Origin of the sequence: Nocardia blacklockiae, assembly GCF_015477355.1 — a bacterium.
GTDB classification, from domain to species: Bacteria; Actinomycetota; Actinomycetes; order Mycobacteriales; family Mycobacteriaceae; genus Nocardia; species Nocardia blacklockiae.
In genome coordinates this window covers 124,755-144,695 of record NZ_JADLRJ010000003.1, presented here as the reverse complement: position 1 = coordinate 144,695, position 19,941 = coordinate 124,755, and the positions used below count along the sequence as shown (strand labels likewise).

The 19,941-nt window shown below is 70.5% G+C and carries 19 protein-coding genes; 11 read left to right on the top strand and 8 right to left on the bottom strand.

Features of this window, described 5'->3' with window-relative positions:
* From IU476_RS10220 to IU476_RS10210, 3 genes are read right to left on the bottom strand one after another with little or no spacing between them, the layout of a single operon-like run.
* Positions 1 to 1,203, bottom strand: coding sequence for a cation:proton antiporter (locus IU476_RS10220; protein ID WP_324193985.1), 1,203 nt, complete (start codon positions 1,201 to 1,203; stop codon positions 1 to 3).
* A gap of 4 nt (positions 1,204 to 1,207) precedes the next feature.
* The gene (locus IU476_RS10215) at positions 1,208 to 1,690 is read right to left on the bottom strand and encodes a cation:proton antiporter regulatory subunit (RefSeq protein ID WP_195098944.1); all 483 of its coding nucleotides are present in this window, start codon (positions 1,688 to 1,690) and stop codon (positions 1,208 to 1,210) included.
* Between the two features lie 31 nt (positions 1,691 to 1,721).
* The gene (locus IU476_RS10210) at positions 1,722 to 2,654 is read right to left on the bottom strand and encodes a helix-turn-helix domain-containing protein (protein WP_324193983.1); all 933 of its coding nucleotides are present in this window, start codon (positions 2,652 to 2,654) and stop codon (positions 1,722 to 1,724) included.
* Positions 2,655 to 2,810: 156 nt separating this feature from the next.
* On the opposite strand from IU476_RS10210, the gene IU476_RS10205 reads away from it, so the two are divergent.
* Both IU476_RS10205 and IU476_RS10200 read left to right on the top strand, forming a co-directional pair.
* Positions 2,811 to 3,014, top strand: a complete 204-nt coding sequence (locus tag IU476_RS10205) for a hypothetical protein (protein WP_195098942.1) — start codon at positions 2,811 to 2,813, stop codon at positions 3,012 to 3,014.
* Positions 3,015 to 3,241: 227 nt separating this feature from the next.
* The gene (locus IU476_RS10200) at positions 3,242 to 4,456 is read left to right on the top strand and encodes a cytochrome P450 family protein (RefSeq protein WP_195098941.1); all 1,215 of its coding nucleotides are present in this window, start codon (positions 3,242 to 3,244) and stop codon (positions 4,454 to 4,456) included.
* Here IU476_RS10200 and IU476_RS10195 read toward each other — a convergent pair.
* The 3 genes from IU476_RS10195 to IU476_RS10185 form a co-directional block, all read right to left on the bottom strand.
* The gene (locus IU476_RS10195; protein WP_195098940.1) at positions 4,450 to 5,121 is read right to left on the bottom strand and encodes a DUF1444 domain-containing protein; all 672 of its coding nucleotides are present in this window, start codon (positions 5,119 to 5,121) and stop codon (positions 4,450 to 4,452) included. The two genes, IU476_RS10200 and IU476_RS10195, sit on opposite strands and share 7 nt — an antisense overlap.
* Before the next feature lie 104 nt (positions 5,122 to 5,225).
* Positions 5,226 to 6,566, bottom strand: coding sequence for a lipase family protein (locus IU476_RS10190; protein WP_195098939.1), 1,341 nt, complete (start codon positions 6,564 to 6,566; stop codon positions 5,226 to 5,228).
* Positions 6,567 to 6,732: 166 nt separating this feature from the next.
* Complete coding sequence (locus IU476_RS10185) at positions 6,733 to 7,668, bottom strand: oxygenase MpaB family protein (protein WP_195098938.1); 936 nt, start codon at positions 7,666 to 7,668, stop codon at positions 6,733 to 6,735.
* A gap of 162 nt (positions 7,669 to 7,830) precedes the next feature.
* Here IU476_RS10185 and IU476_RS10180 point away from each other — a divergent pair, with 162 nt between their 5' ends.
* The 7 genes from IU476_RS10180 (at position 7,831) to IU476_RS10150 (ending at position 13,755) form a co-directional block, all read left to right on the top strand.
* Positions 7,831 to 8,499, top strand: a complete 669-nt coding sequence (locus IU476_RS10180) for a TetR/AcrR family transcriptional regulator (RefSeq protein WP_195098937.1) — start codon at positions 7,831 to 7,833, stop codon at positions 8,497 to 8,499.
* 211 nt (positions 8,500 to 8,710) lie between these two features.
* Entirely contained in the window at positions 8,711 to 10,228 is a 1,518-nt protein-coding gene (locus tag IU476_RS10175; protein ID WP_195098936.1) for a DUF8832 domain-containing protein, read from the top strand.
* Between the two features lie 55 nt (positions 10,229 to 10,283).
* Positions 10,284 to 10,682: a FixH family protein gene (locus tag IU476_RS10170; protein WP_324193981.1), complete on the top strand. Its 399-nt coding sequence runs from the start codon at positions 10,284 to 10,286 to the stop codon at positions 10,680 to 10,682.
* Positions 10,683 to 10,711: 29 nt separating this feature from the next.
* Complete coding sequence (locus tag IU476_RS10165; protein ID WP_195098935.1) at positions 10,712 to 11,833, top strand: hypothetical protein; 1,122 nt, start codon at positions 10,712 to 10,714, stop codon at positions 11,831 to 11,833.
* On the top strand, positions 11,830 to 12,366 hold the full coding sequence (locus IU476_RS10160) for a hypothetical protein (protein ID WP_324193980.1): 537 nt from the start codon (positions 11,830 to 11,832) through the stop codon (positions 12,364 to 12,366). Before IU476_RS10165 ends, IU476_RS10160 begins: the two co-directional genes overlap by 4 nt.
* Before the next feature lie 45 nt (positions 12,367 to 12,411).
* Positions 12,412 to 13,272, top strand: coding sequence for a 3-hydroxyacyl-CoA dehydrogenase (locus IU476_RS10155; RefSeq protein ID WP_195098933.1), 861 nt, complete (start codon positions 12,412 to 12,414; stop codon positions 13,270 to 13,272).
* Between the two features lie 39 nt (positions 13,273 to 13,311).
* Positions 13,312 to 13,755, top strand: a complete 444-nt coding sequence (locus tag IU476_RS10150; protein ID WP_195098932.1) for a MarR family winged helix-turn-helix transcriptional regulator — start codon at positions 13,312 to 13,314, stop codon at positions 13,753 to 13,755.
* Between the two features lie 76 nt (positions 13,756 to 13,831).
* On the opposite strand, the gene IU476_RS10145 is transcribed toward IU476_RS10150, so the two are convergent.
* Positions 13,832 to 14,959: a lipase family protein gene (locus IU476_RS10145; protein WP_324193979.1), complete on the bottom strand. Its 1,128-nt coding sequence runs from the start codon at positions 14,957 to 14,959 to the stop codon at positions 13,832 to 13,834.
* 580 nt (positions 14,960 to 15,539) lie between these two features.
* On the opposite strand from IU476_RS10145, the gene IU476_RS10140 reads away from it, so the two are divergent.
* Complete coding sequence (locus tag IU476_RS10140; RefSeq protein ID WP_195098931.1) at positions 15,540 to 17,276, top strand: BCCT family transporter; 1,737 nt, start codon at positions 15,540 to 15,542, stop codon at positions 17,274 to 17,276.
* A 51-nt stretch (positions 17,277 to 17,327) separates the two neighbouring features.
* Here the strand turns inward: IU476_RS10140 and IU476_RS10135 are convergent, their stop codons facing one another.
* Complete coding sequence (locus tag IU476_RS10135) at positions 17,328 to 18,161, bottom strand: SAM-dependent methyltransferase (RefSeq protein ID WP_195098930.1); 834 nt, start codon at positions 18,159 to 18,161, stop codon at positions 17,328 to 17,330.
* Between the two features lie 160 nt (positions 18,162 to 18,321).
* Here IU476_RS10135 and IU476_RS10130 point away from each other — a divergent pair, with 160 nt between their 5' ends.
* Complete coding sequence (locus IU476_RS10130; RefSeq protein ID WP_195098929.1) at positions 18,322 to 19,941, top strand: DUF885 domain-containing protein; 1,620 nt, start codon at positions 18,322 to 18,324, stop codon at positions 19,939 to 19,941.

The window sequence follows — 19,941 nt, the reverse complement described above, 5'->3', positions numbered from 1 at the left end:
TCAGCTCGCGGTGCTGCGCTCGCGCACCCGGGCGGGCCGGCGGCGGTCGACCCAGGCCAGCATCGGCTCCACCACCCGGGCCGCGACCGGCCCGAGCACCGCCATCAACAGCACGTAAGTGGTTGCCAGCGCGGCGAATTCGTCGGGCACCGCGCCGGCGGACACCGCGAGCCCGGCGATGACGATGGAGAACTCGCCGTGCGCGACCAGCGCCGTCCCCGCGCGCGCCCGCCCGTTGCGCGACGCTCCGGCGCGCTTGGCCGCCCACCAGCCCGTCCACACCTTCGTCCCCACCGTGACCGCGGCCAGCAGCACCGCCCAGCCCAGCACCGGCGGAATACTCGCCGGGTCGGTACTGAGACCGAACAGCACGAAGAACAACGCCGCGAACAGATCTCGCAGCGGTTCGAGAATCTTGGTCGCGGTGTGCGCGGTGGTGTCGGAGATGGCGATGCCGAGCAGGAACGCGCCGACCGCCGCCGAGATCTGCAGCGACGACGCCACCCCGGCGACCAGCAGCGCCGACCCGAGCAGCTTGAGCAGGAAGATCTCGCGGTCCTGGCTGTCCACGATGGTCGAGACGATCCGGCCGTACCGCAGCGCGACCACGAGCACAACGGTGACCGCCGCCAGCGCGATGCCCAGCGTCTTCAGACCGGACACGAAACCGACGCCGGCCAGCACCGCGGTGAGCACCGGCAGATACCCGGCCATCACGAGATCCTCGAACACCAGGATCGACAGGATGGTCGGAGTCTCCCGGTTGCCGACCCGGCCGAGGTCGTTGAGCACCTTCGCGACGATGCCCGAGGAGGAGATGTAGGTGACCCCGGCCATCGCCACCGCGCCGGTGAATCCCCAGCCCAGCAGCAGCGCGACCAGCACACCCGGGGTCGCGTTGAGCACCAGGTCCAGCACGCCGGCCAGCCATGAGGCCCGCATGCCGGTCACCAGTTCGGCGGCGCTGTACTCCAATCCGAGCAGCAGCAACAGCAGCACGACACCGATCTCGGAGGCGAGATGGATGAATTGGTCCACCTGGTGGAGTTCGACCAGGCCGCCGGTGCCGAACACCAGGCCCCCGATCAGATACAGCGGGATCGGCGACATGCCGATCCGCGCCGCCACCCGGCCCAGCAGTCCGAGCCCGAAGAAGACCGCGCCCAGCTGCACCAACGCGAGCGCGGTGTCCTGTTCCACCACGCGCTCAGCCGTCCGTGAGGATGTCGGCGGCGGACGCGAGGCCCGCCGTCGTACCGACGACCACCAGCACATCCCCGGCGGCCAGCACGAATTCCGGGCCGGGCGAGGGAATGGGGTGCCCGGAACGCACCACCGCGACGACGGAGACCTTGGTCCGCGTCCGCAGCCGGGTGTCGCCCAGCGGGCGGTCGGCGAAGGGAGAACCGAGGCGAATCCCCATCTGCCGGGTGGTCACACCGTCGAGATCGCGGTGCTCCTCCTGCAGTTGCGCCACCAGTTGCGGCGCCCCGAGCAGATTCGCCAGCACCGAGGCCTCGTGTGCGGACAACGAGATCTGGTCGGTCGCATCGGGATTGCTCGGCTTGCTCACGATCAGATCGATCGTGCCGTCCTTGTGATCGATGACCCCGACACGACGTCGGGAGGAAGCCAGCAGAAATTCTTTACGCACACCGATACCGGGTAACGGTGTTACCTCAACATTCACATATTCCACCCTAGGTCACCGCGCGGCACCGTCACCGCGTCCAGGGATGACCTTCCCCGGCCTCGGCGGACCGCCCGGCCGCCACCGCCGCGATCAGCGCCAGGCTCTGCTCGGGCGGCGCGGCGTGCACGCACAACCGGTCCCAGATGGCGTGATAGGTCTCGAGATCGCCGCGCCGGTCCAGGAATTGGGCGCCCGCGGCGTGGTGCAGATGCACGATGTCGCCCAGATCCTGTGCGGCGAAGCGCAACAGCGTGAACGGCACCGCGCTGATGGCGGGGCCGCCGATGTGGTCGGGCAGGACCTGCACGGTGACCTTGGCGCCGGACGCCACCTCGGCGAGATGGTCGAGCTGGTCGCGCCACACCTCCGTGCCGCCGAACGGGCGGCGCAGCACCGCCTCCTCGAGCACCAGCCAGACCTTCGGCGCGTCCGGCCGCAGCAGCAGCCGTTGCCGCCGCATCAGCAGCTCGACGCGGCGCTGGATGTCGCCGGTCGGGCCGGGCCGGGCGATCGCGGCGACCGCGTGCGCGTAGGCGGCGGTCTGCACCAGGTCCGGGATCACACCCGGCGAATAGCAGCGCACCACCGACGCGGCGCCCTCCAGTGCCAGGTAGGTCTCCAGTCGCTGCGCGGCGAGGTCGCCGTCGAGTTGCCAGCGGCCGGCGGCGTTGGCTCGCTGCGCCAAGCGGCGGAAGTCGGCGCGGGTGTCGGGGTCGGTGACGCCGTAGAGGGTGAGCAGATCCTCGACGTCGACGGCCCGGAAGCCGACCCGGCCCGCCTCCAGGCGGCTGATCTTCGAATGCGACGCGCGAATCGCCTGCCCGGCGGCCTGCCCGCTGATCCCCGCGGCCTCGCGCAGGCGCCGCAGCCGTGCCCCCAGCACCAGGCGCAGCAGCGCCGGATCCGCGCCCGAACCGTCCGCGCTCGCCGGCTCCCGCCGAGCGGCGTTGCTCTCGATCACAGGCGTCCTCCTGTCGCGTCGTCCAACGCGTCATCGAGTGTGCCACAACAGCTTAAGTGATACCTAGGTACGTACGCACGTGCACCTGCACGTGCATTCGCGCGCTAGACTCGAAACACACATATCGGGACCGCGCGTCATGCCAGGGGGCTACCCGTGACCGATTCCATCGGCACCACCGCGACGGCCGTGCGCACGCGCACCGGCCGCGTCGGAATACTCGACGTTACAAGGGAATACGGCCTGCCGGCCGTGTACGAGCGCATCGCGCGGTTACGCGCCTCGGGCCAGTGCCACGCCGCGCTGGCCATCGAGGAGGAGCTGCGCGCGGCCGGCGTCGCCGCGCCCGACGCCGCCTAGGCCCCGGCGCCCGCACGCCGCCGCGCCGAGCCGAGGCGGACACGCGCACAGGATTTCTCGTCACCTTCCCGGCATTGTTACGGTCGCCGCCGCTCGACCCTTTCCACCGATGCCGGCCCCGCCGCTCGATCCGGGTAGGCACGGCATCGGCCGCGTAACCCGTTCGGACGTCGAAAGGACTGTGGGCAAGTGCATGACGTGAAATCCCGCTCGGCCGGTGGTCGCCGGTGACGGCCGCGACCGAGATCCTCGAGCTGACCGACGAGTTCTACCAGGACCCGCACGCGTTCTACCGCACGCTGCGCCTGCGCGGGCCGATCCACCGCATCCGGCTCGACGGCGTGCTCGGCTGGCTGGTCGTCGACCACGACGTGGCCAAGCAGGCCTGCGCGGAGCCGCACATCAGCAAGCAGATCGGCTCGCCCGAGGGCCAGGCGGTGCTGGCCAAGCACGGCGCCGCCGACCAGTTCAACGGCGTCATCAACGACAACATGCTGTTCGCCGATCCGCCGCAGCACACCCGGCTGCGCCGCCTGGTGGCCCCGGCGTTCGCCGGCCGCGCCGTGCGCGACCTCGGCCCGCGCATCACCGCGCTCGCCGACGAGCTGCTCGACGCGATGACCGCCGCCCCGCGCGCCGACCTGCTCGACGCCTACGCCTTCCCGCTACCCATCGCGGTGATCTGTGAACTGCTCGGGGTGCCCGACCACGACAAGGACGAATTCCGTTCCTGGACAGCGGTTATCGTCAACGACTCGGCGCCGATCGAGGAGCGCACCAGTGCCGGCATCCGCTTCTTCACCTATCTCACCGAACTGATCGCCGAGCGCCGCGACGCCCCGGGCGCGGACCTGCTCTCCGAACTCATCACCGCCAAGGACGACGGCGACCGGCTCGATCAGCAGGAGCTGATCTCGCTGATGTTGCTGCTGCTGGCGGCCGGGCACGAGACCACGGTCAACCTGATCGGCAACGCGGTGCTGGAACTGCTGCGCGATCCGGCGACGGCGCGGCGGCTGCGCTCGGACCCCGAGCAGATTCCCGGTTTCGTCGAGGAGGTGCTGCGCTGCCAGGGCCCGGTGCATCTGGCCACCGCCCGGTACACGACCGCGCCGATCACCTTGGGCGGTCAGGACATCGACGCGGGCGAGTTCATCATGATCTCGCTCGCCGCCGCCAACCGCGACCCGCAGCGCTTCGTCGACGCCGACCGCATCGACGCCACCCGCGGCGACAACCGGCACCTGGCGTTCGGCTACGGCATCCACTTCTGCCTCGGCGCCGCGCTGGCCCGGATGGAGGCCACCATCGCGCTCACCCGGCTGCTGGAGCGGGTGCCGGAGCTGTCGCTCGAGGTCGGCTTCGACGATCTGACCTGGCGCAAGAGCCTGCTGATCCGCGGCCTCACCGCGCTCCCGGTCCGGTTCGGGCCGGGTCAGTAACCCTCCGGCCCGCCCAGTCGCTCGACGACGCGGCGGAACTGCTCGGTGGGGTGCGGCTGCACCTGGCCGTCCTGGTGGCCGGCCGTGGCGGCGAGTTCGAGTTGCCCGTCGTGCCACCAGTACACCCACGGCGTGATCGGCGCGGGCTCCTCCTCGTAGGACGCCCGCGCCAGTTGCGCGAGCACCGTCACGGCCGCGGCCACCTCGGCGCCGACCACCGGGTAGGCGTAGATGTGCTGCGCGGACGGCATGATCAGCACCGCGCCCGCCGGACCGGTGACGGGATGCTCGTCGAGCCAGCGCACGTGCGCGGTGAGATATTCGGGACCGGACAGGATGGCGAGCGGCGGCAGGGCGTCGGCGAGCGGAATATCCAACTCGCCGTGCCGGATTCGGACGCCGCCCTCGGCGCGCACGTTGCGCTCGGCGAGGGTGAACAGCTCGAATTCACCGATGGGCCAACGCTGGAGCAGCTCGTAGGAGACCGGCGTGACCGTGCCGCCGTGATCGATCACGATCCGCTGGATCAGCCCCGGCGCGACGACCCGCCGCACCACCTGCACGCCGGCCGGCGCGGTCGAGTACATCCGGGTTCTGATCAGCCCGCGCACCGCGGCGAAATCGGTGTAGTCCAGCATCAGCCGATCGTGGTGCGCGACAGACATTCCGCTGCTCCCGTTCCGTGGCTCGGCACCGCGCGGACGCGGACACGTCCACCCGTGGCTTCGATTGTGGCGCATGAAGCCCGGGAATCGGGGACGACCCCGGCTCAGGCGCCGGGGAAACCGGGCGGCAGCGGGGACGGGTAGTCCAGTTTGAACTTCGGGCCCGGCGGCAGGCCGCGCAGCAGCGCGCTGATCCAGGCCGTGGCCGGCAGCCAGCCCGCGACCGCGTTGGTGAGATGCTCGGGCAGCGGCATCGTGTAATAGCGCAGATCCGCGCCGCGCTGCCAATAGTCGTTCACCGTGGGCAGCACGATCGACGACGGGATGAGTTCGTCCCAGACCCCGTTCCACCACAGCAGCGGAATGTCGGGAATCTGCTTGCCGAGGCTCTGGCTGCGCAATACCCGTTGAATCGCGGGATCGTTCAGTCCTTGCGAGCCCGGCGCGTAGTACTCGCTGATCGGCCGGTACATGCCGGTGAGCGCGGCCGAATAGACGCAGCGACTCTGCAGATCGGCGATGATCCGTCGGCCCTCGGGATTCAACAGCCGCGCGGGATCGAATTCGTCGGGGAACTCCCGCGCCAGCGCGGCCGCGCCGAGCCACATAGTGAAGCTGCTGATGCCGGTGACACCGGGACGCGGGACGGTGGCGTAGTCGGCGATCGCGGTGAGATCCGGTGGGGCGCCGCCGAATGCGGCGCCCGCGATGTGCACGTCCGGCGCGTAGCTCTGTCGTAGTTCGGCCGCGCGGGCCGTGGCCGACCCGCCGCCGGAGAAGCCGTACAGGGCGATCCCGGAGTCTCGAAGCCCCAGTGCCGCATCGTTCTTCATCGCGCGCAGGCTGTCGAGGACCATCTGGCCCTCGTCGTAGGTGTTGAAGGTGTTGAACTTGCCGTCGAAGTCCGGGACGTTGAACGCGAAGCCCTGCGCGATCCAGAACTGTGCCAGCGCAATCTCTTTGAACGTACCGGTCTGTAACGTGTGCGACGGGTTGCAGGCCGAATCGGTGGAGTCGATGGCCTCCTGGAACGACACGACCGGCCGCGGGCTGCCCACCCACGGAATGCCGGGCACGATCACCGTCGTGGCCGTGGCGATCGGCGCGCCGTGCACATCGGTGGAGCGGAACAACAACTGCTTGCTGAACACCGGCACCGGAATGCCGAGCAGCCGGGTCTGCACCTCCCGGCTGCGAATGATGTCGCCGGGCCGCAATTCCGCCAGATTCGGCGGATCGTCGTACCAGGAATCCCGGTCCGGCACCGGGATCGGCAGCGCGTCGTAGATATCCGGCTCGCGCGGCAATTGCGGCAACTGATTCTGGTCCGGCGGAAACGACGGCGGGAATTCCGGCGCGGCGACCGCGGTCCCGCCGAACGCACTCACCAGCAGCGCGCACACCGCGGCCAGCGGCAGCACTCGACGCCCCAACGCTGTCCTCATCGACAACACTCCATCCACCCCCGCTCGCCGCGAGAGTTCGTCCGACCGCGGCCGAGATGGCCACTGACTGCACCCTATGGCCGGCCCGACGGCCGCACTATCGGCAGAAATCCGAGGTCGCGGGCGGGTCTTTGGTCGCCTGCACAAGGCCGTCCGCCCGGCCGGTTCAACTCGCCTGCGCGGCGGCGCGCCGACCGTAGCGGGCCCGTGCCTCGGCGGGCGTGATCGTCTCGAGCCGGGCGGGCGGTTCCATCCTCAGATGCTGTTCGAGGATCTGCCCGGCCAGCGGGGCGATCAGCGGCGCGCCCTTGATCAGGCCGTAGGAGTCGAATCGGGTCGCCAGCCACACGAGAACGCGCGCCGGCACTTTGACCGCGGCGTCCACGATGCCGGGCCGGTCGTAGTGGCCCAGCGCGCGCATCCAGCGCGGCGTGATCGCCACCGAGGCCAGCGCGAGCAGGCGGCTGCCGAGGTAGTAGGTCCATCCCGAGCCGTTGGCCCGCGAGGTCCACAGCAGGTGATGCATGCCTTCCTCGGCGCGTTCGGAGCTGCACAGCCGCGGGCGCACCCGCTCGAAGTACTCCCGGACCCCGTCGCGGGAGCGGGGCACGTCCTCGGGCCTGCAGGTCTGCAATTCGGCCGCGATCGCGCACTCCTCCCAGAATCGGGCCTCTTCCTCCGGGGTGAGGCCGGGCCCGAATTCCTCGTAGGCCTTGAGCACCGAATGCCAGCCGGTGAGATGGATCCACAGCTGGGTGTCGGGACTGTTGGCACTGTAACGCTTGCCGCTGATGGGCTCGATGCCGGTCATCTCGGCGTGCACCCGCATCAGGTGCTCCGAGGCCTGGACCGCGGTCCGGCCGTCACCCACCGCCACGATCATGAAATACCCGAAGGTGTTGTCGAGCCGGCTGCGCGGATCGGTGTAGATGCCGCGCGAATCGGCGACGGCGGCGGTGAGGAACGGGTCGAAGTGCTCCAGTACCACCGCGCGTTGGAAACCGATCACCGCCGTCGGCGCGGTCCACACCTTCCAGCTCGGCGAGCCGGGCCCGAAGAACCCGTAGTCGTCGCGGCGAAGTGTGGTCGGATCGAAGCCCATGGGCTGCTCCTTCGTGCGCTGACCCGCCCCCGTCGGCGAATACAACGCCACCGTAGCAATTGCGCGGAGTGAATACAACGCCCGCGTAATATTCATTTCCGGGACGGTTACCCCCGGCGGCGGCGGAGCTGACACCATGGAGCGGATGGAGGTGACACGGTTGTGACGACACCGCGCCCGGCGACCGATCGCCCGCGCCGGCGCTACGCGCCGCGCCTGCCTCCCGGCCAACGCCGCGAGCAGGTGCTCGACGCCGCCCTCGAGGTGCTGGGCCGCAGCGAACTGCACGAGCTCAGCATGGAGGCGGTCGCCCAGGCGGCCGGGGTGGGAAAACCCGTGCTGTACACCGTGTTCAAGACGCGCGCCGATCTCGTGGCGGCATTGCTCGAACGCGAGCGCGAGCGCGGACTGGAACAGGTCGCGGACACCCTGCCGGCCGACCTGGCCGGGGCCGACCCGGTGGTCGCGGCCTCGGCGGCGGTCGAGACGTTCGTCGAAGTGGTGCTGGCGAATCCGACCCGCTGGCGCCTGGTCCTGGCCAGCCCGGGCAGCGCCCCCGACGAATACCGCGCCGCGGTCCGCAGCTCCCGCACCGGAATCTTCGACCAGGCCCAGGCCCTCGTCCGCATGGGCGCCGCCCTGGATCCCCGCTGGGCGGAGGTGGATTCGGCCCTCCTGGCCGACGCCCTGCTCACCATCGCCGAAATGCTCGGCCGCCTCGCCGTCGCCGACCCCGCCGAATACCCCCGCGAACGCCTGGCGGATTTCGTCCGCTCCATCATGGGATTGCTGCTCCGCGCACCGGAGTCCGGAACGGAATCCGCTGAGTAACGGCCCCCGGGGACGGCGGAGCAGCGACCGATGCTCGCTGGTGGCGGGAATCGGACGGTGAAAGGTGGTGTGGGGCACGGCATAATCGGTGTGGTGCAGCTGTCGTTCACATCCTCGCCCGCTACTGTCCAGTGCTCGACGTCGTTCGGTCGGCGGTTGGCGACGGTGGGGCGGGCGGCGGCTTCGCGCAGACTCGGCTGAGTTGCGGCGCGTGCGCACCGCGCTGGCGGTGGTCGGTTTCTGCCTGGTCGCGGCGGTGTTCGGTGGGGCGACGGCGCGGGCGGACGGCGGGGCGTCGGGAGCGGATCTGACCGTCGCGCAATCGCTCGGCGATCGGGAGTTGACGGTGATCGTGCGTCGTGCCCAACCGGTTCCGGGGCCATTGCGCGTGGACGTCGTCACCCACAGCGGTTCCGCGCCGGGCACTCTCACGCTCGCGGCCGTTCCGGTGGACCGGGCGGGTGACGGCTCGTCCACCACCGTCAACCTCGGCGAGCGCCCCGGGCCCTATGCGGCGACACTGCGCGTGGATCACGCGGGCCCGTGGGAGCTGACCGTCGGCGACGGCGAGCGTGCCGCGCGTATCCCGTTCGTCGTGGCGGCGCAGGTCGTCACGCCGTGGGAGCGGGCGGCGTACGGCGGGTTCTTCGCGGCGGGCGCGCTGCTGCTGGTATCGGTCGGGACGGCGCTGGTGTCGCGGCGCGGGCGGCTCGCGCTGCTGCCCGCGGGGGCGATGGTCGCGGCGCTGGCGGTGGGTGTCACCGGCGCCACGCTGTCGGCGAGCGCCCCGCCCCCGCGCCCGGCGGGCAGCCTGCTCGACCCGACCTCCGACTCCGTCGGCGACCCGTACCCCGAGCGCGACCTGCCGATGACGACGAATTACGCACGGCCCCCGGCGAATCTGGCCGTGCGCACCCGGACGACCGTCCCCGGGCAGCCCACCGACCTGATCCTGACGCTGACCGACAGCGCCACCGGCCGCCCGGTCGACGACCTCCTCGTCACCGACGACGCCCTCCTGCACCTCATGATCGTCGGCCCCGCCGCCCAACTCTGGCACCGCCACCCGATCCGCACGGCCCCCGGCACCTACGAACTCCGCCTCCCCGCCCTCACCCCCGGCGACTACGCCGTCGCCGCCGAACTCTCCCGACGCGGCGGCGGCACCCAATTGCTCCGCGCCGCACTGAAACTCCCGGGCACCTCACCACTCCCCCTGCCCGGCAACACCACCCTCCCGCCCACAGCACCACCGTCCACACCCCGCACCACCTCCCCGACAGCAGCCCCACCGGCACCACCCTCCACCGCACTCTCGGCATCGCCCGGCAGCCCGCCCAGCTCAGGCGAGACCTCCCTCACCGCAACGGATTTGGTGGCGGGGGTGCCCGGCACCCTGACCGCTCGCTTCGGCGGCGGCGCGGACCTGCAACTGTGGCTGGGGATGCTCGGGCACCTCATCGCCGTCGGACCGCTCCCGGACGGCACGCCCACGGGCACGGCCGCGACCACCGCCCCGATCTGGGCGCACGCGCACGCCATGGCCCCGATGCTCGCCCCCGGAGCCCAACCACCGGACGAGACCGTCGCCGCCTACGGCCCCGACCTCTCGTTCACCTACACCTTCCCGCTCCCGGGCCGCTACCTGGTCTGGGCGCAGGCCGAACGCGGATACTCGGTCCTGACCGTCCCGGCCGTCGTCGAAGTGAAAGCGGGTGCGCCGCAGTGAAGATCGTGAACGAGCGCGCCATCGTCTCCGCCGCGTGCTGGTGGGAGGTGCGGCGGTGAACAAGCGTGGCGTGATCGTGCTCGCGGCGGTCGCGGCGGTGGTCGCGGGTTTTGTCGCGTGGCTGGTGTGGCCGACGGAAGACAGTGCGGGCCAGCGGGTTTCGGCGGGACCGTATGCCGTGCGGCTGGCGAGCTCACCGCACCCGGGCACCACCACGGTCGAACTCGAGGTCACCGACCGGCAGTCCGCGCCCGCACAGCCGACCCGGGTGACCGTCGCCCCCGCGATGCCGCAGATGGGGCATGCCGTACCGCCCGCTACGGCCGAGGCCAGCGGGCCGGGACGCTACCGCGCCACCGTCGATCTCCCCATGCCGGGTCAGTGGGAGATCACCGTCGACCTGTCCGGCCCGGCCGGGACGGGCACCGCCACCTTTTCCGTCAGCGCCACCTGACCACGCAGCCACTCGAGAGGAATCGGCTCATGGACTCGACCGTCTCCGCGCCGGAGGTGACCGCACCGGCCACCGACCGCAGCACCGGCATCCGGCCCTGGCTGCCCGCGGCGATCCTGTTCGCCGCCACCATGACCTGGGCGGTCGGTGCCACCTGGGACATCCAGTGGCACTCCGACGTCGGCCCGGACACCTTCTTCACCCTGCCGCACCTGTTCATCTACGCCAGCGCCGCCATCTCCGGATTCACCGGTCTCGCGGTCGTTCTGGCGGCGACGGCGGCCGGGCGCGCCGGGCGCGCCGTCGATCCGGAACTCGGCGGGCCGGGCATCGGCGTCTTCGGCCGGACCTTCACCGCGCCGCTGGGCTACCTCGTCACCTGCCTCGGCGCGGCGGCGTTCCTGCTGTACGGGCTGTGGGACCTGTGGTGGCATTCGCTCTACGGCTTCGACGCGGTGATCGACTCGCCGCCGCACATCGGCCTGTTCCTGTCGAGCACCGTCACCTCGGTCGGCACGGTGATCGTGTTCGCCGCCGCCCGCGCCCGCCGCTGGGGGCGGCTGGGCACGCTGGCGAGCCTCGGCCACCTCATCGTGTCGAGCGTGATCACCGCGCTCGCCGTGCAGCAGCTGTCCACCGGCACCGTCCGGTGGACCACGGCGGTCACCGCGTTCATCGTGGTGATGCTGCTGCTCACCGGCGCGGGCTTCGGCCGCTGGGGCGCGACCGTGACCGCGGCCGCGGCGGCCGTCCTGCAGGGCGTGTTCTGGTGGTTCGCGCCCTGGGCGGCGCAGGCCTACGCCGATTTCGTGGGTCTGCCGATGCGCGAGAACATTCGGATCATCCCGTCCACGCCCGCGCTGGTGCCGCTGGTGCTGCTGCCGGTGGGCGTGGGCATCGATCTGCTGCTGCGCTACGGCGGGCGCGCCGGGCGCGGGCTGCCCGCGCTCGCCGGCGGCCTGGGCGGCTTGCTCATCGCGGCCTGCGCGCCCTTCCAGACCGTACTCATCCACGATTCCCGACTACCCGCCACGGTGGTCCTCGTCGCCACGGCGCTCGCCGGCGGCGTCCTCGGCGCGCTCGGCGGATTCCTGGGCCGGCGTTTCGGACTGATGTTGCGCCTCGTCGCGCCGGAAGGAGCTCACGCGTGATCACCCGACTGCTGTCGGCGGCCCTGCTGCTCGCTGTGGGCTTGGCCCTGTTGCCGGCCGGCACCGCCGCCGCCTACGAACCGGTCGACATCGTGCACACCGAGCGGGTGCAGGCCGGGCCGTACGGGATCACCGTCGGCTTCAGCACGTGGCCGCTGCGGGCGCTGCAATCGCTGGACTTCACGTTCATCCCCGACGGCGGCATCGACGACAAGTCCGGCACCCTCACCGAGACCCTGCCCAACGGGCGCACCTACCGCCCCGACCCGCTGTCGCGCCATCCCCGCAAGCGCGACGTGTGGGGCCTGGACGTGAGATCCCTGGACCAGGAAGGCAATTGGACCTTCCGGTTCGAGATCGACGGCCCCCTGGGCCACGGCGTCGGTGAACTGCGCGACCTCCCGGTGCTGCGGCAGCCCGGTCCCCCGCTCGGCCTGAGCTGGGCCCTGAGCAGCCTGCCGCTGCTCGGCCTGGTGGCCTTCCTGACCTACGCCTGGCGGCGCACCCGCCGCGCGGACCCGGTACCGGTGTAGCGTTCGTCCCAGCTCCATCCCGCACCGCGACCGGAGGAGACAACGATGACCATCGAGATCCGAAAGGTGACCGTCCTCGGCACCGGAGTGCTCGGCTCACAGATCGCCTTCCAGACCGCGTTCCGCGGTTTCGACGTCACCGCCTACGACATCAGCGACGAGGCGGTCGCCGCGGCCCGCGACCGATTCACCGGGCTGGCCGCGACCTATCGCGACGAGGTGCCCGGCGCCGACGACGGCACGGCGGAGAAGACGGCGGCGGCGATCACCGCGACCTCGGACCTCGCCGCGGCGGTCGGCGACGCCGACCTGGTGATCGAGGCCGTGCCGGAGGTGCTGTCGATCAAGCGGGAGACCTACCGCAAGCTCGGCGAACTCGCTCCCGAGCGGACGATCTTCGCCACCAACTCCTCCACGCTGCTGCCCAGCGACATGAAGGAGTTCACCGGCCGGCCCGACCGGTTCCTGGCGCTGCACTTCGCGAACCAGGTGTGGAAGTTCAACACCGCCGAGGTCATGGGCACCACCGACACCGACCCCGCCGTGTACCGGGCGGTCGTCGACTTCGCCGCCGCGATCGGGATGGTGCCGATCGAATTGCACCGGGAGAAGGCCGGTTACGTCCTCAACTCGCTGCTGGTGCCGTTCCTCAACTCCGGCATCGCGCTGGCCGCCGGCGGTTACGCCGAGCCCGAGGCGGTCGACAAGACCTGGCGGATCGCGACGGGCGCGCCGATGGGCCCGTTCCAGATCCTCGACGTCGTCGGGCTCACCACCCCGTACAACATCCTGGTCAACGGCGACGAGAACGCGCAGCGCCTCGCACAGTGGTTGAAGACCAACTACATCGACGCCGGCAAGCTGGGCATCGCCACCGGCGAGGGCTTCTACAAGTACCCGGGATAGCCGGGCGTCCGCTCCCGCGCGATGCGCGAGACTGGGACGATGTCCACCGACAACGGCCGCCCCGGGCCGCCCGCGGCCAGCGCCTCCATTCTCGTGCTCACGCTGGCCAAGCGGGTCGAGAGCGAACTCGGCGCCGCCCTCGCCCCGCTGGATCTCACGGTGGGCCGGCTCGGGCTGCTCGGGCACATCGCCGGCGTGCCCGGCGCCTCGTTCAGCGAGCTGGCGCGGATGTCGGGCATCAGCGTGCAGAGCGCGCACACGGCCGTCAAGGCGCTGGTGGGCGCGGGTCTGGTGCGTGACCGCACAGCACGCGCCGGATCCGCCTCGACCCTCGAACTCACCGCCGCGGGCACCCGGCTGCTGCGCGCGGCCGAGCAGATCGTCACCGAGGTCGACGAACGCCTCTTCGGCGCGCAAGCGGACCCGCTGCACCGTCGACTCGGCGGAGCCCTGGTGTCCGCGTTACTCGAAAAGCCTTCCTGACAACGGCTTCCGGACGACCACGCCGCGCAGTGGGTCAATGCTGTACCGCGGCAGCCACTCCCGGACTACGCGCCGCTCAGGCCGTACGCTCGCGCACCACCGCGTGCGCCGCGAACCGCTCGGCGAGGAACTCGAAAGCCTTGGGCGCGAAGGAGAACGCGCCGCCGATGTGCTCGCGCGCCATGGTCTCGAAGGTGACGTCCACACCGAGGCCGCGCCAGTCGCGGTGCAGCGCGGTCATCTGATCGAACGGGATCACCTGCTCCTTGGTGCCACCGGCGAGCAGCACCGGCGCGGCGGGAGGTATTGCGCCCAAACGGTTTTCCCGCAGCCGGGCCAGCACCTCGGGCACCTCCAGCGGGTGGCGGCGCACATACCGTGCCGACCTGGTCGGCAGCACCAGGCTGCCCGCGATGCCCAGCGCCGCACCGGGCAGCACGTGGGTGCGGCGCAGCAATCCGGCCAGCGCCCGGCCCGCCGGGTTGAGCAGCGTGAGGACATCCAACTCCGGATAGGCGGCGTCGATGCCGAGCAGCGCGTAGAACAGCAGGAACGCGTACCGGCCGCCGTCGTGGTGGGCGAACATCGCCTCCAGATCGGCCGGTGCGGAGCCGACGGCGCCGCCGTCCAGCGGCAGATCCGGCGCGTAGGCGGGTTGCAGTTGCAGCGCCCAGCCCGCGGCGCAGCCGCCCTCGGAGTATCCGTAGATGCCCAGCGGCCCATCGGGTTCCAGCTCGGCGTCCGCCAATTGCCGTGCGGCGCGCAGACTGTCGAGCACGGCGGGGCCCAGCGCGCGGCCCATCACGTACGGGTGCGATCCCGGATTGCCCAGTCCCGGATAGTCCGAGACCGCGACGGCCCAGCCCCGCCGCAGCGCGCCGAGCAGGAACAGCGACTCGTACTCCAGCCCGCGCCGCAGCTGCCACGACGCCGCGGAGATGTCGGCCAGCCCCTGCGTGCCGACCGCGAAGCCGATCAACGGGCGGGGACCGTCGGCGTAGGGCGTCGACGGCACGAGCACGGTGCCGGTCACCTCGGTCGGCTCGCCGTGCGCCGTGGTCGTGAGATAGCGAATCCACCAGGCGCGGGCCGGCAGTCGCAACCCCGGGATCAGATAGGCCCGCATCGGCTCGGCCCGCAGCAACCGGCCCGGCAGGGCCTCGCCGACGGCCGCGATCGACCCCGTGCTGACATGTGCGGTCACCGTTGACCCGCCTTTCGACCTCCGGGTGGCCGACTGCGCCGATCCGACCCGTTCACCAACCGCCGCAAGATCTTCCGGAACGAACACCGGCGACATCGCGAGGCATCTGCGATCATCTTGGCACAGCGCCGTTCCGAACACGAGACACCGACCGGCATAACGTCTCGCACGATCCGATCACGAACGGGTCTCCGCGCCGGAAATACAGCGCACAGGATGCCATTCGGCACAGTGAATTCCCCTTGCTCTTACCCAATATCGGTGACGGCGAAACCCCCGGCCGCAAACTTCCCGCCGATTATTCCCGGCCGCCGAATCGACAGTTGGCGACGAGTTAGCCAGAAATCCGAATACGGTGTCGCACACCGCGATCACCGCTGGTAGAACAAGCATTCGCCCGCCCCACCCGCCCGGCCCAGCAGGTTAGCCACAGCGCAATCGAACCAGCGTAGACCACACGGTTCCACCCGGAAGGTGGTGGTACCCGCTGCGACGCCGCGCCGAACGCTGTACGGTTGCTCGAACCGGTAATGGGGGCTGAAGCAAGGCTGCGCCCATACTCTGAAAGGACTCGGATCCGATGTCGATAGACACCGATCGCATATCCGACGGATCAGAAGATCGCGCCGACGAACCGACTCCCGCACCACGTCCCGAACGCGGTTTGGATCGATTGGTTTTCGGCATCACGGCAATCGGCTCGTTGGCATTCGTCGCCTGGGGCATCCTCGATCAGGCGAGCCTCGGCTCCGCGGCGTCGGACGCGCAATCCTGGGTGATCACCAATACCGGTTGGCTGTTCGTTCTGATCGCGTCGGCATTCGTCGTCTACGTCATCTGGCTGGCGGCCAGCCGCTACGGCAAGATCCCGCTCGGCGACGACGGCGAGCAGCCGGAGTTCAAGACCGTGTCCTGGATCGCGATGATGTTCAGCGCCGGGATGGGCATCGGCCTGATGTTCTGGGGTGTCGCCGAACCGCTCACGCACTACGTGAAGCCGCCGCCGGGCACGGTGCAGGCCGAGACCGACCAGGCAGCCGAGGTGGCGATGGCGCAGACGCTGTTCCACTGGACGCTGCACCCGTGGGCCATCTACGCCGTCGCCGGCCTGGCCATCGCGTACGGCACCTTCCGAAAAGGCCGCTCGCAGTTGATCTCCGCGGTCTTCCGCCCGATCCTCGGCCGGCACTCCAAGGGCCTCGGCGGGCGCGCCATCGACATGATGGCGATCTTCGCGACGCTGTTCGGCTCGGCCGCCTCGCTGGGCCTGGGCGCGCTGCAGATCGGCGCGGGCATGGAGTTCAACGGCTGGGTCGATTCGATCGGCAAGATCGGGCTGGTCCTGATCATCACCGTCCTCACCGTCGCGTTCATCGCCTCCGCGATCTCGGGCATCGACCGCGGCATCCAGTGGCTGTCGAACATCAACATGGTGCTGGCGCTGATCATCGCGGTCTTCGTCTTCGTGCTCGGGCCCACGCTGTTCATGCTCAACCTGCTGCCGACCACCTTCGGCGACTACATCGCCAAGCTGCCCGAGATGGCCTCGCGCACCGCGGCCAGCGGCGGCGACGCCGAGGAGGCGTGGCTGTCGAGCTGGACCATCTTCTATTGGGCGTGGTGGATCTCGTGGACGCCGTTCGTCGGCATGTTCATCGCCCGGATCAGCCGCGGCCGCACCATCCGGCAGTTCGTCACCGGCGTGCTGCTGGTGCCCAGCCTGGTGAGCCTGGTGTGGTTCGTCGTCTTCGGCGGCGCGGCGATCGCGCAGCAGCGCGAGAGCCACGACCTGACCGAGCCGAGTGGTTCCGTCGATTCCAACTTCGCGCTGTTCCACCTGCTCGAGCACTATCCGATCGCCTCGATCACCGCGGCGCTGGTGATGGTGCTGGTCGCGATCTTCTTCGTGTCCGGCGCCGACGCCGCGTCCATCGTGATGGGCACGCTGTCGGAGCGGGGCAGCCTGGAACCGTCGAAGGTGACGGTGACCTTCTGGGGCGCCGCCACCGGCGCGGTCGCCGCCATCATGCTGGTGATCGCCGACGCCGACAAGCTGGACGGCGCGCTGAACGGGCTGCAGGCGCTGACGACGGTGGTCTCCCTGCCGTTCGCGATCGTGATGGGCCTGATGTGCGTGGCGCTGTACAAGGACGTGCGCTCGGACCCGATCATCCTGCGCGAGAAGCACGGCGCGCTGCTCATCGAGCACGCGGTGCTCACCGGCACCGAGCAGCACGACGCCGAGTTCGGCCTGGTGACCGAGCCGGTGGAGGTGGTCCCCGAGCCGGAGGCCCCGGACAAGGCGAACACCGACTAGCTGCGGATTCTGCCCCGCCGCACGTGGTGCGGTGGGGCAGAATCCTTTTCGCTACGACCGCTTGCGTCCGATGCCGCCGACGATGCAGTGGCGCGGCGGCGACAGCGGCGACAGGCGTGGGCCGTCCGGCCACCAGTCGTCGCACAGCACCAGGCCCGGCTCGATCATCTCCAGATTCCCGAAGAACGACGCGATTTCCGGCACGGTCCGAAATCGGCCGCTGCCCAGCGGGCTGTTCACGAACTTGTCCTCCATCTGCTTGGCCAGTTCGCCGTATTCGGGCGTCTCCGGATTGCAGAAATGGGCAATCGCGACGAAGGAACCGGCGGGCAGCGCATCGATGTAGGTCTGCATGAGCGCCGCGCCGTCGTCGCCCAGATAGTGGTGCAGGGTGCCGATCTGGAACAGCGCCAGCGGGCGGTCGAAATCGAGTTCGCTGCGAATCATCCGGTTCGACAACACGTCGAACGGACGGAAGATGTCGGCGGACACGATGCTGGTGTCCGGATTGCCGTCCAGCAACGCGCGCGCGTGGGCCAGCACCATCGGGTCGTTGTCCACGTAGACCACCCGCGCCATGGGCAGCACGCGCTGCACCGCCTGGTGGGTATTCTCCGCGGTGGGCAGGCCCGAGCCCAGGTCCAGGTACTGGTCGATGCCCGCCTGACTGGACAGGAAACGGCAGGCGCGAATGAGGAAATGCCGGTTGGCCCAAGCCAAATCGTTCACCTGGGGGGCCACGGTCCGCACCCGCGCGAGCACTTCGCGGTCCACCTCGAAATTGTCTTTACCGTTGAGCGCCGCGTCGTAGACGCGCGCCGCGCTGGCCCGGGTCGTGTCGACGCCGACCGGCACCACACTGGGGTAGGCGGAAGAGTGGGACATCGCAAACTCCCCTGACGTGGTTCGGTCGGTCACCGACATCCGAGTCTCCCGCATTCGCGCGTATTTCGGATCGGTACCGCACATTTCGGGTGCTGACGGCTCGCTGGGACAGCGCGCCGGAGCGGGCGAATTTCATGCTACGGCAGGTACCGTGGCGCGCATGTCGGAGACCTTCGTACAGCGGGCGGAACGGATCGTGGACGCGGTGCTGCGGGAGGATCCGGTCACCGCCGCGTTCGCCGGGGATCACCGCGTCGACGACCGGCTGCCGGACTGGTCGGCGGCCGCGGTGCGGGCGCGTTCGGCGCTGCTGCGCGAGGCCTCGCACGCGCTGGCCGAGGTGGACGCCGACGACCTGCCGCCCGAGGACCGGGTCGATCACGCACTGCTGCAACAGGATGTCGACAGCCGCCTGTTCGCGCACACCGAACTGCGCGAGCACGAGTGGAATCCGTTGGTGCACAATCCCGGACCGCTGCTGTACGGGTTGCTGGCGCGCCCGTTCGCGCCGCCCGCACAGCGCCTCGAGGCGCTCGCCGCCCGGCTGGCCGCGCTGCCCGACGCGCTGGCCACCGCCCGCGCCGTACTCGGCGAGTGCCCGCGCGTCCACGTCGAGACCGCGATCGGGCAGTTCGAGGGCGTCGCCGGACTGATCCGCGCGGAGGTCCCCCGGCTGGCCGCGCAGGTGCCCGGCGCGGACGTCGGCCCGCAGACCGCCGCGGCGCTCGCGGCCCTGGCGGAGTTCACGCGCTGGCTCGGCGAGCGCCGCGACCGGTCCGCCCGCGACCCGCAGCTGGGCCGGCGGCTGTGGGAGGCGAAACTCTGGCACACCCTCGACACCGAGCTGAGCGCGGGCGAACTGCTGGCCCGCGCCGAGCGCCACCTCGACCTCGTCGCGGACCAGATGCGCGCCGCCGCAGGCGAATTGCTCGGCGTCGCGAACCCCGACGACGACACCGTCCGCACCGCCCTGGCCCGGCTCGCGACCGAGCGCCCGCACGACGGCACCGTGGTCGCGGTCGCCGAGGCCGCCCTCGCCGAGGCCGAATCCTTCGTCGCCGCACACGATCTCGTGACACCGGTCGACGACGCCCTGGTCCTGCAGGAGATGCCGGAGTTCGCGCGGGGCGTGGCCGTGGCCTACTGCGATCCGGTCGGCCCGCTGGAATCCGGTGACCTGCCGACGTTCTTCGCCATCGCGCCCACCCCGGCCGACTGGTCCGAGCAGCGCGTGGCGTCGTTCTACCGCGAATACAACAACCACATGCTGCGCAATCTCACCGTGCACGAGGCGATGCCGGGACACTTCCTGCAACTCGCGCACGCCCGCCGGTTCCGCGGGGCGACGGCGGTGCGGGCGATGTGCGCCAGCGGCACCTTCATCGAGGGCTGGGCCGTGTACGCCGAGCGACTGATGGCCGAGCGCGGTTTCGGCGGCGTGCCGGTGCGGCTGCAGCGGCTGAAGTCGTTGCTGCGCACGACCATCAACGCCGTGCTGGATCAGGGCGTGCACTGCGACGGTCTGGGCGAGGCCGAGGCGATGGACCTGATGGTGCGCCGCGGTTTCCAGGAGGAGGGCGAGGCGGCCGGCAAGTGGCGGCGCGCGCGGCTGAGCTCCACCCAGCTGTCGACCTACTTCGTCGGCTACACCGAGATGTCCGCGATCGCCGACGCCCGGCCCGCCGCGGTCTCGGTGCGCGGCTGGCACGACGCCATGCTGGCGCACGGCTCCCCCGCGCCGCGACATCTGCGCGCGCTGCTCGGCATGAACGAGCCCTGA

Bases quoted from the DNA above. Each gene is read 5' to 3' on its own strand.
- IU476_RS10195 (WP_195098940.1), bottom strand. From the start codon at position 5,121: ATGTCTGTCGCGCACCACGATCGGCTGATGCTGGACTACACCGATTTC.
- IU476_RS10190 (WP_195098939.1), bottom strand. From the start codon at position 6,566: ATGAGGACAGCGTTGGGGCGTCGAGTGCTGCCGCTGGCCGCGGTGTGC.
- IU476_RS10185 (WP_195098938.1), bottom strand. From the start codon at position 7,668: ATGGGCTTCGATCCGACCACACTTCGCCGCGACGACTACGGGTTCTTC.
- IU476_RS10165 (WP_195098935.1), top strand. From the start codon at position 10,712: ATGGACTCGACCGTCTCCGCGCCGGAGGTGACCGCACCGGCCACCGAC.
- IU476_RS10155 (WP_195098933.1), top strand. From the start codon at position 12,412: ATGACCATCGAGATCCGAAAGGTGACCGTCCTCGGCACCGGAGTGCTC.
- IU476_RS10150 (WP_195098932.1), top strand. From the start codon at position 13,312: ATGTCCACCGACAACGGCCGCCCCGGGCCGCCCGCGGCCAGCGCCTCC.
- IU476_RS10140 (WP_195098931.1), top strand. From the start codon at position 15,540: ATGTCGATAGACACCGATCGCATATCCGACGGATCAGAAGATCGCGCC.
- IU476_RS10135 (WP_195098930.1), bottom strand. From the start codon at position 18,161: ATGTCCCACTCTTCCGCCTACCCCAGTGTGGTGCCGGTCGGCGTCGAC.
- IU476_RS10130 (WP_195098929.1), top strand. From the start codon at position 18,322: ATGTCGGAGACCTTCGTACAGCGGGCGGAACGGATCGTGGACGCGGTG.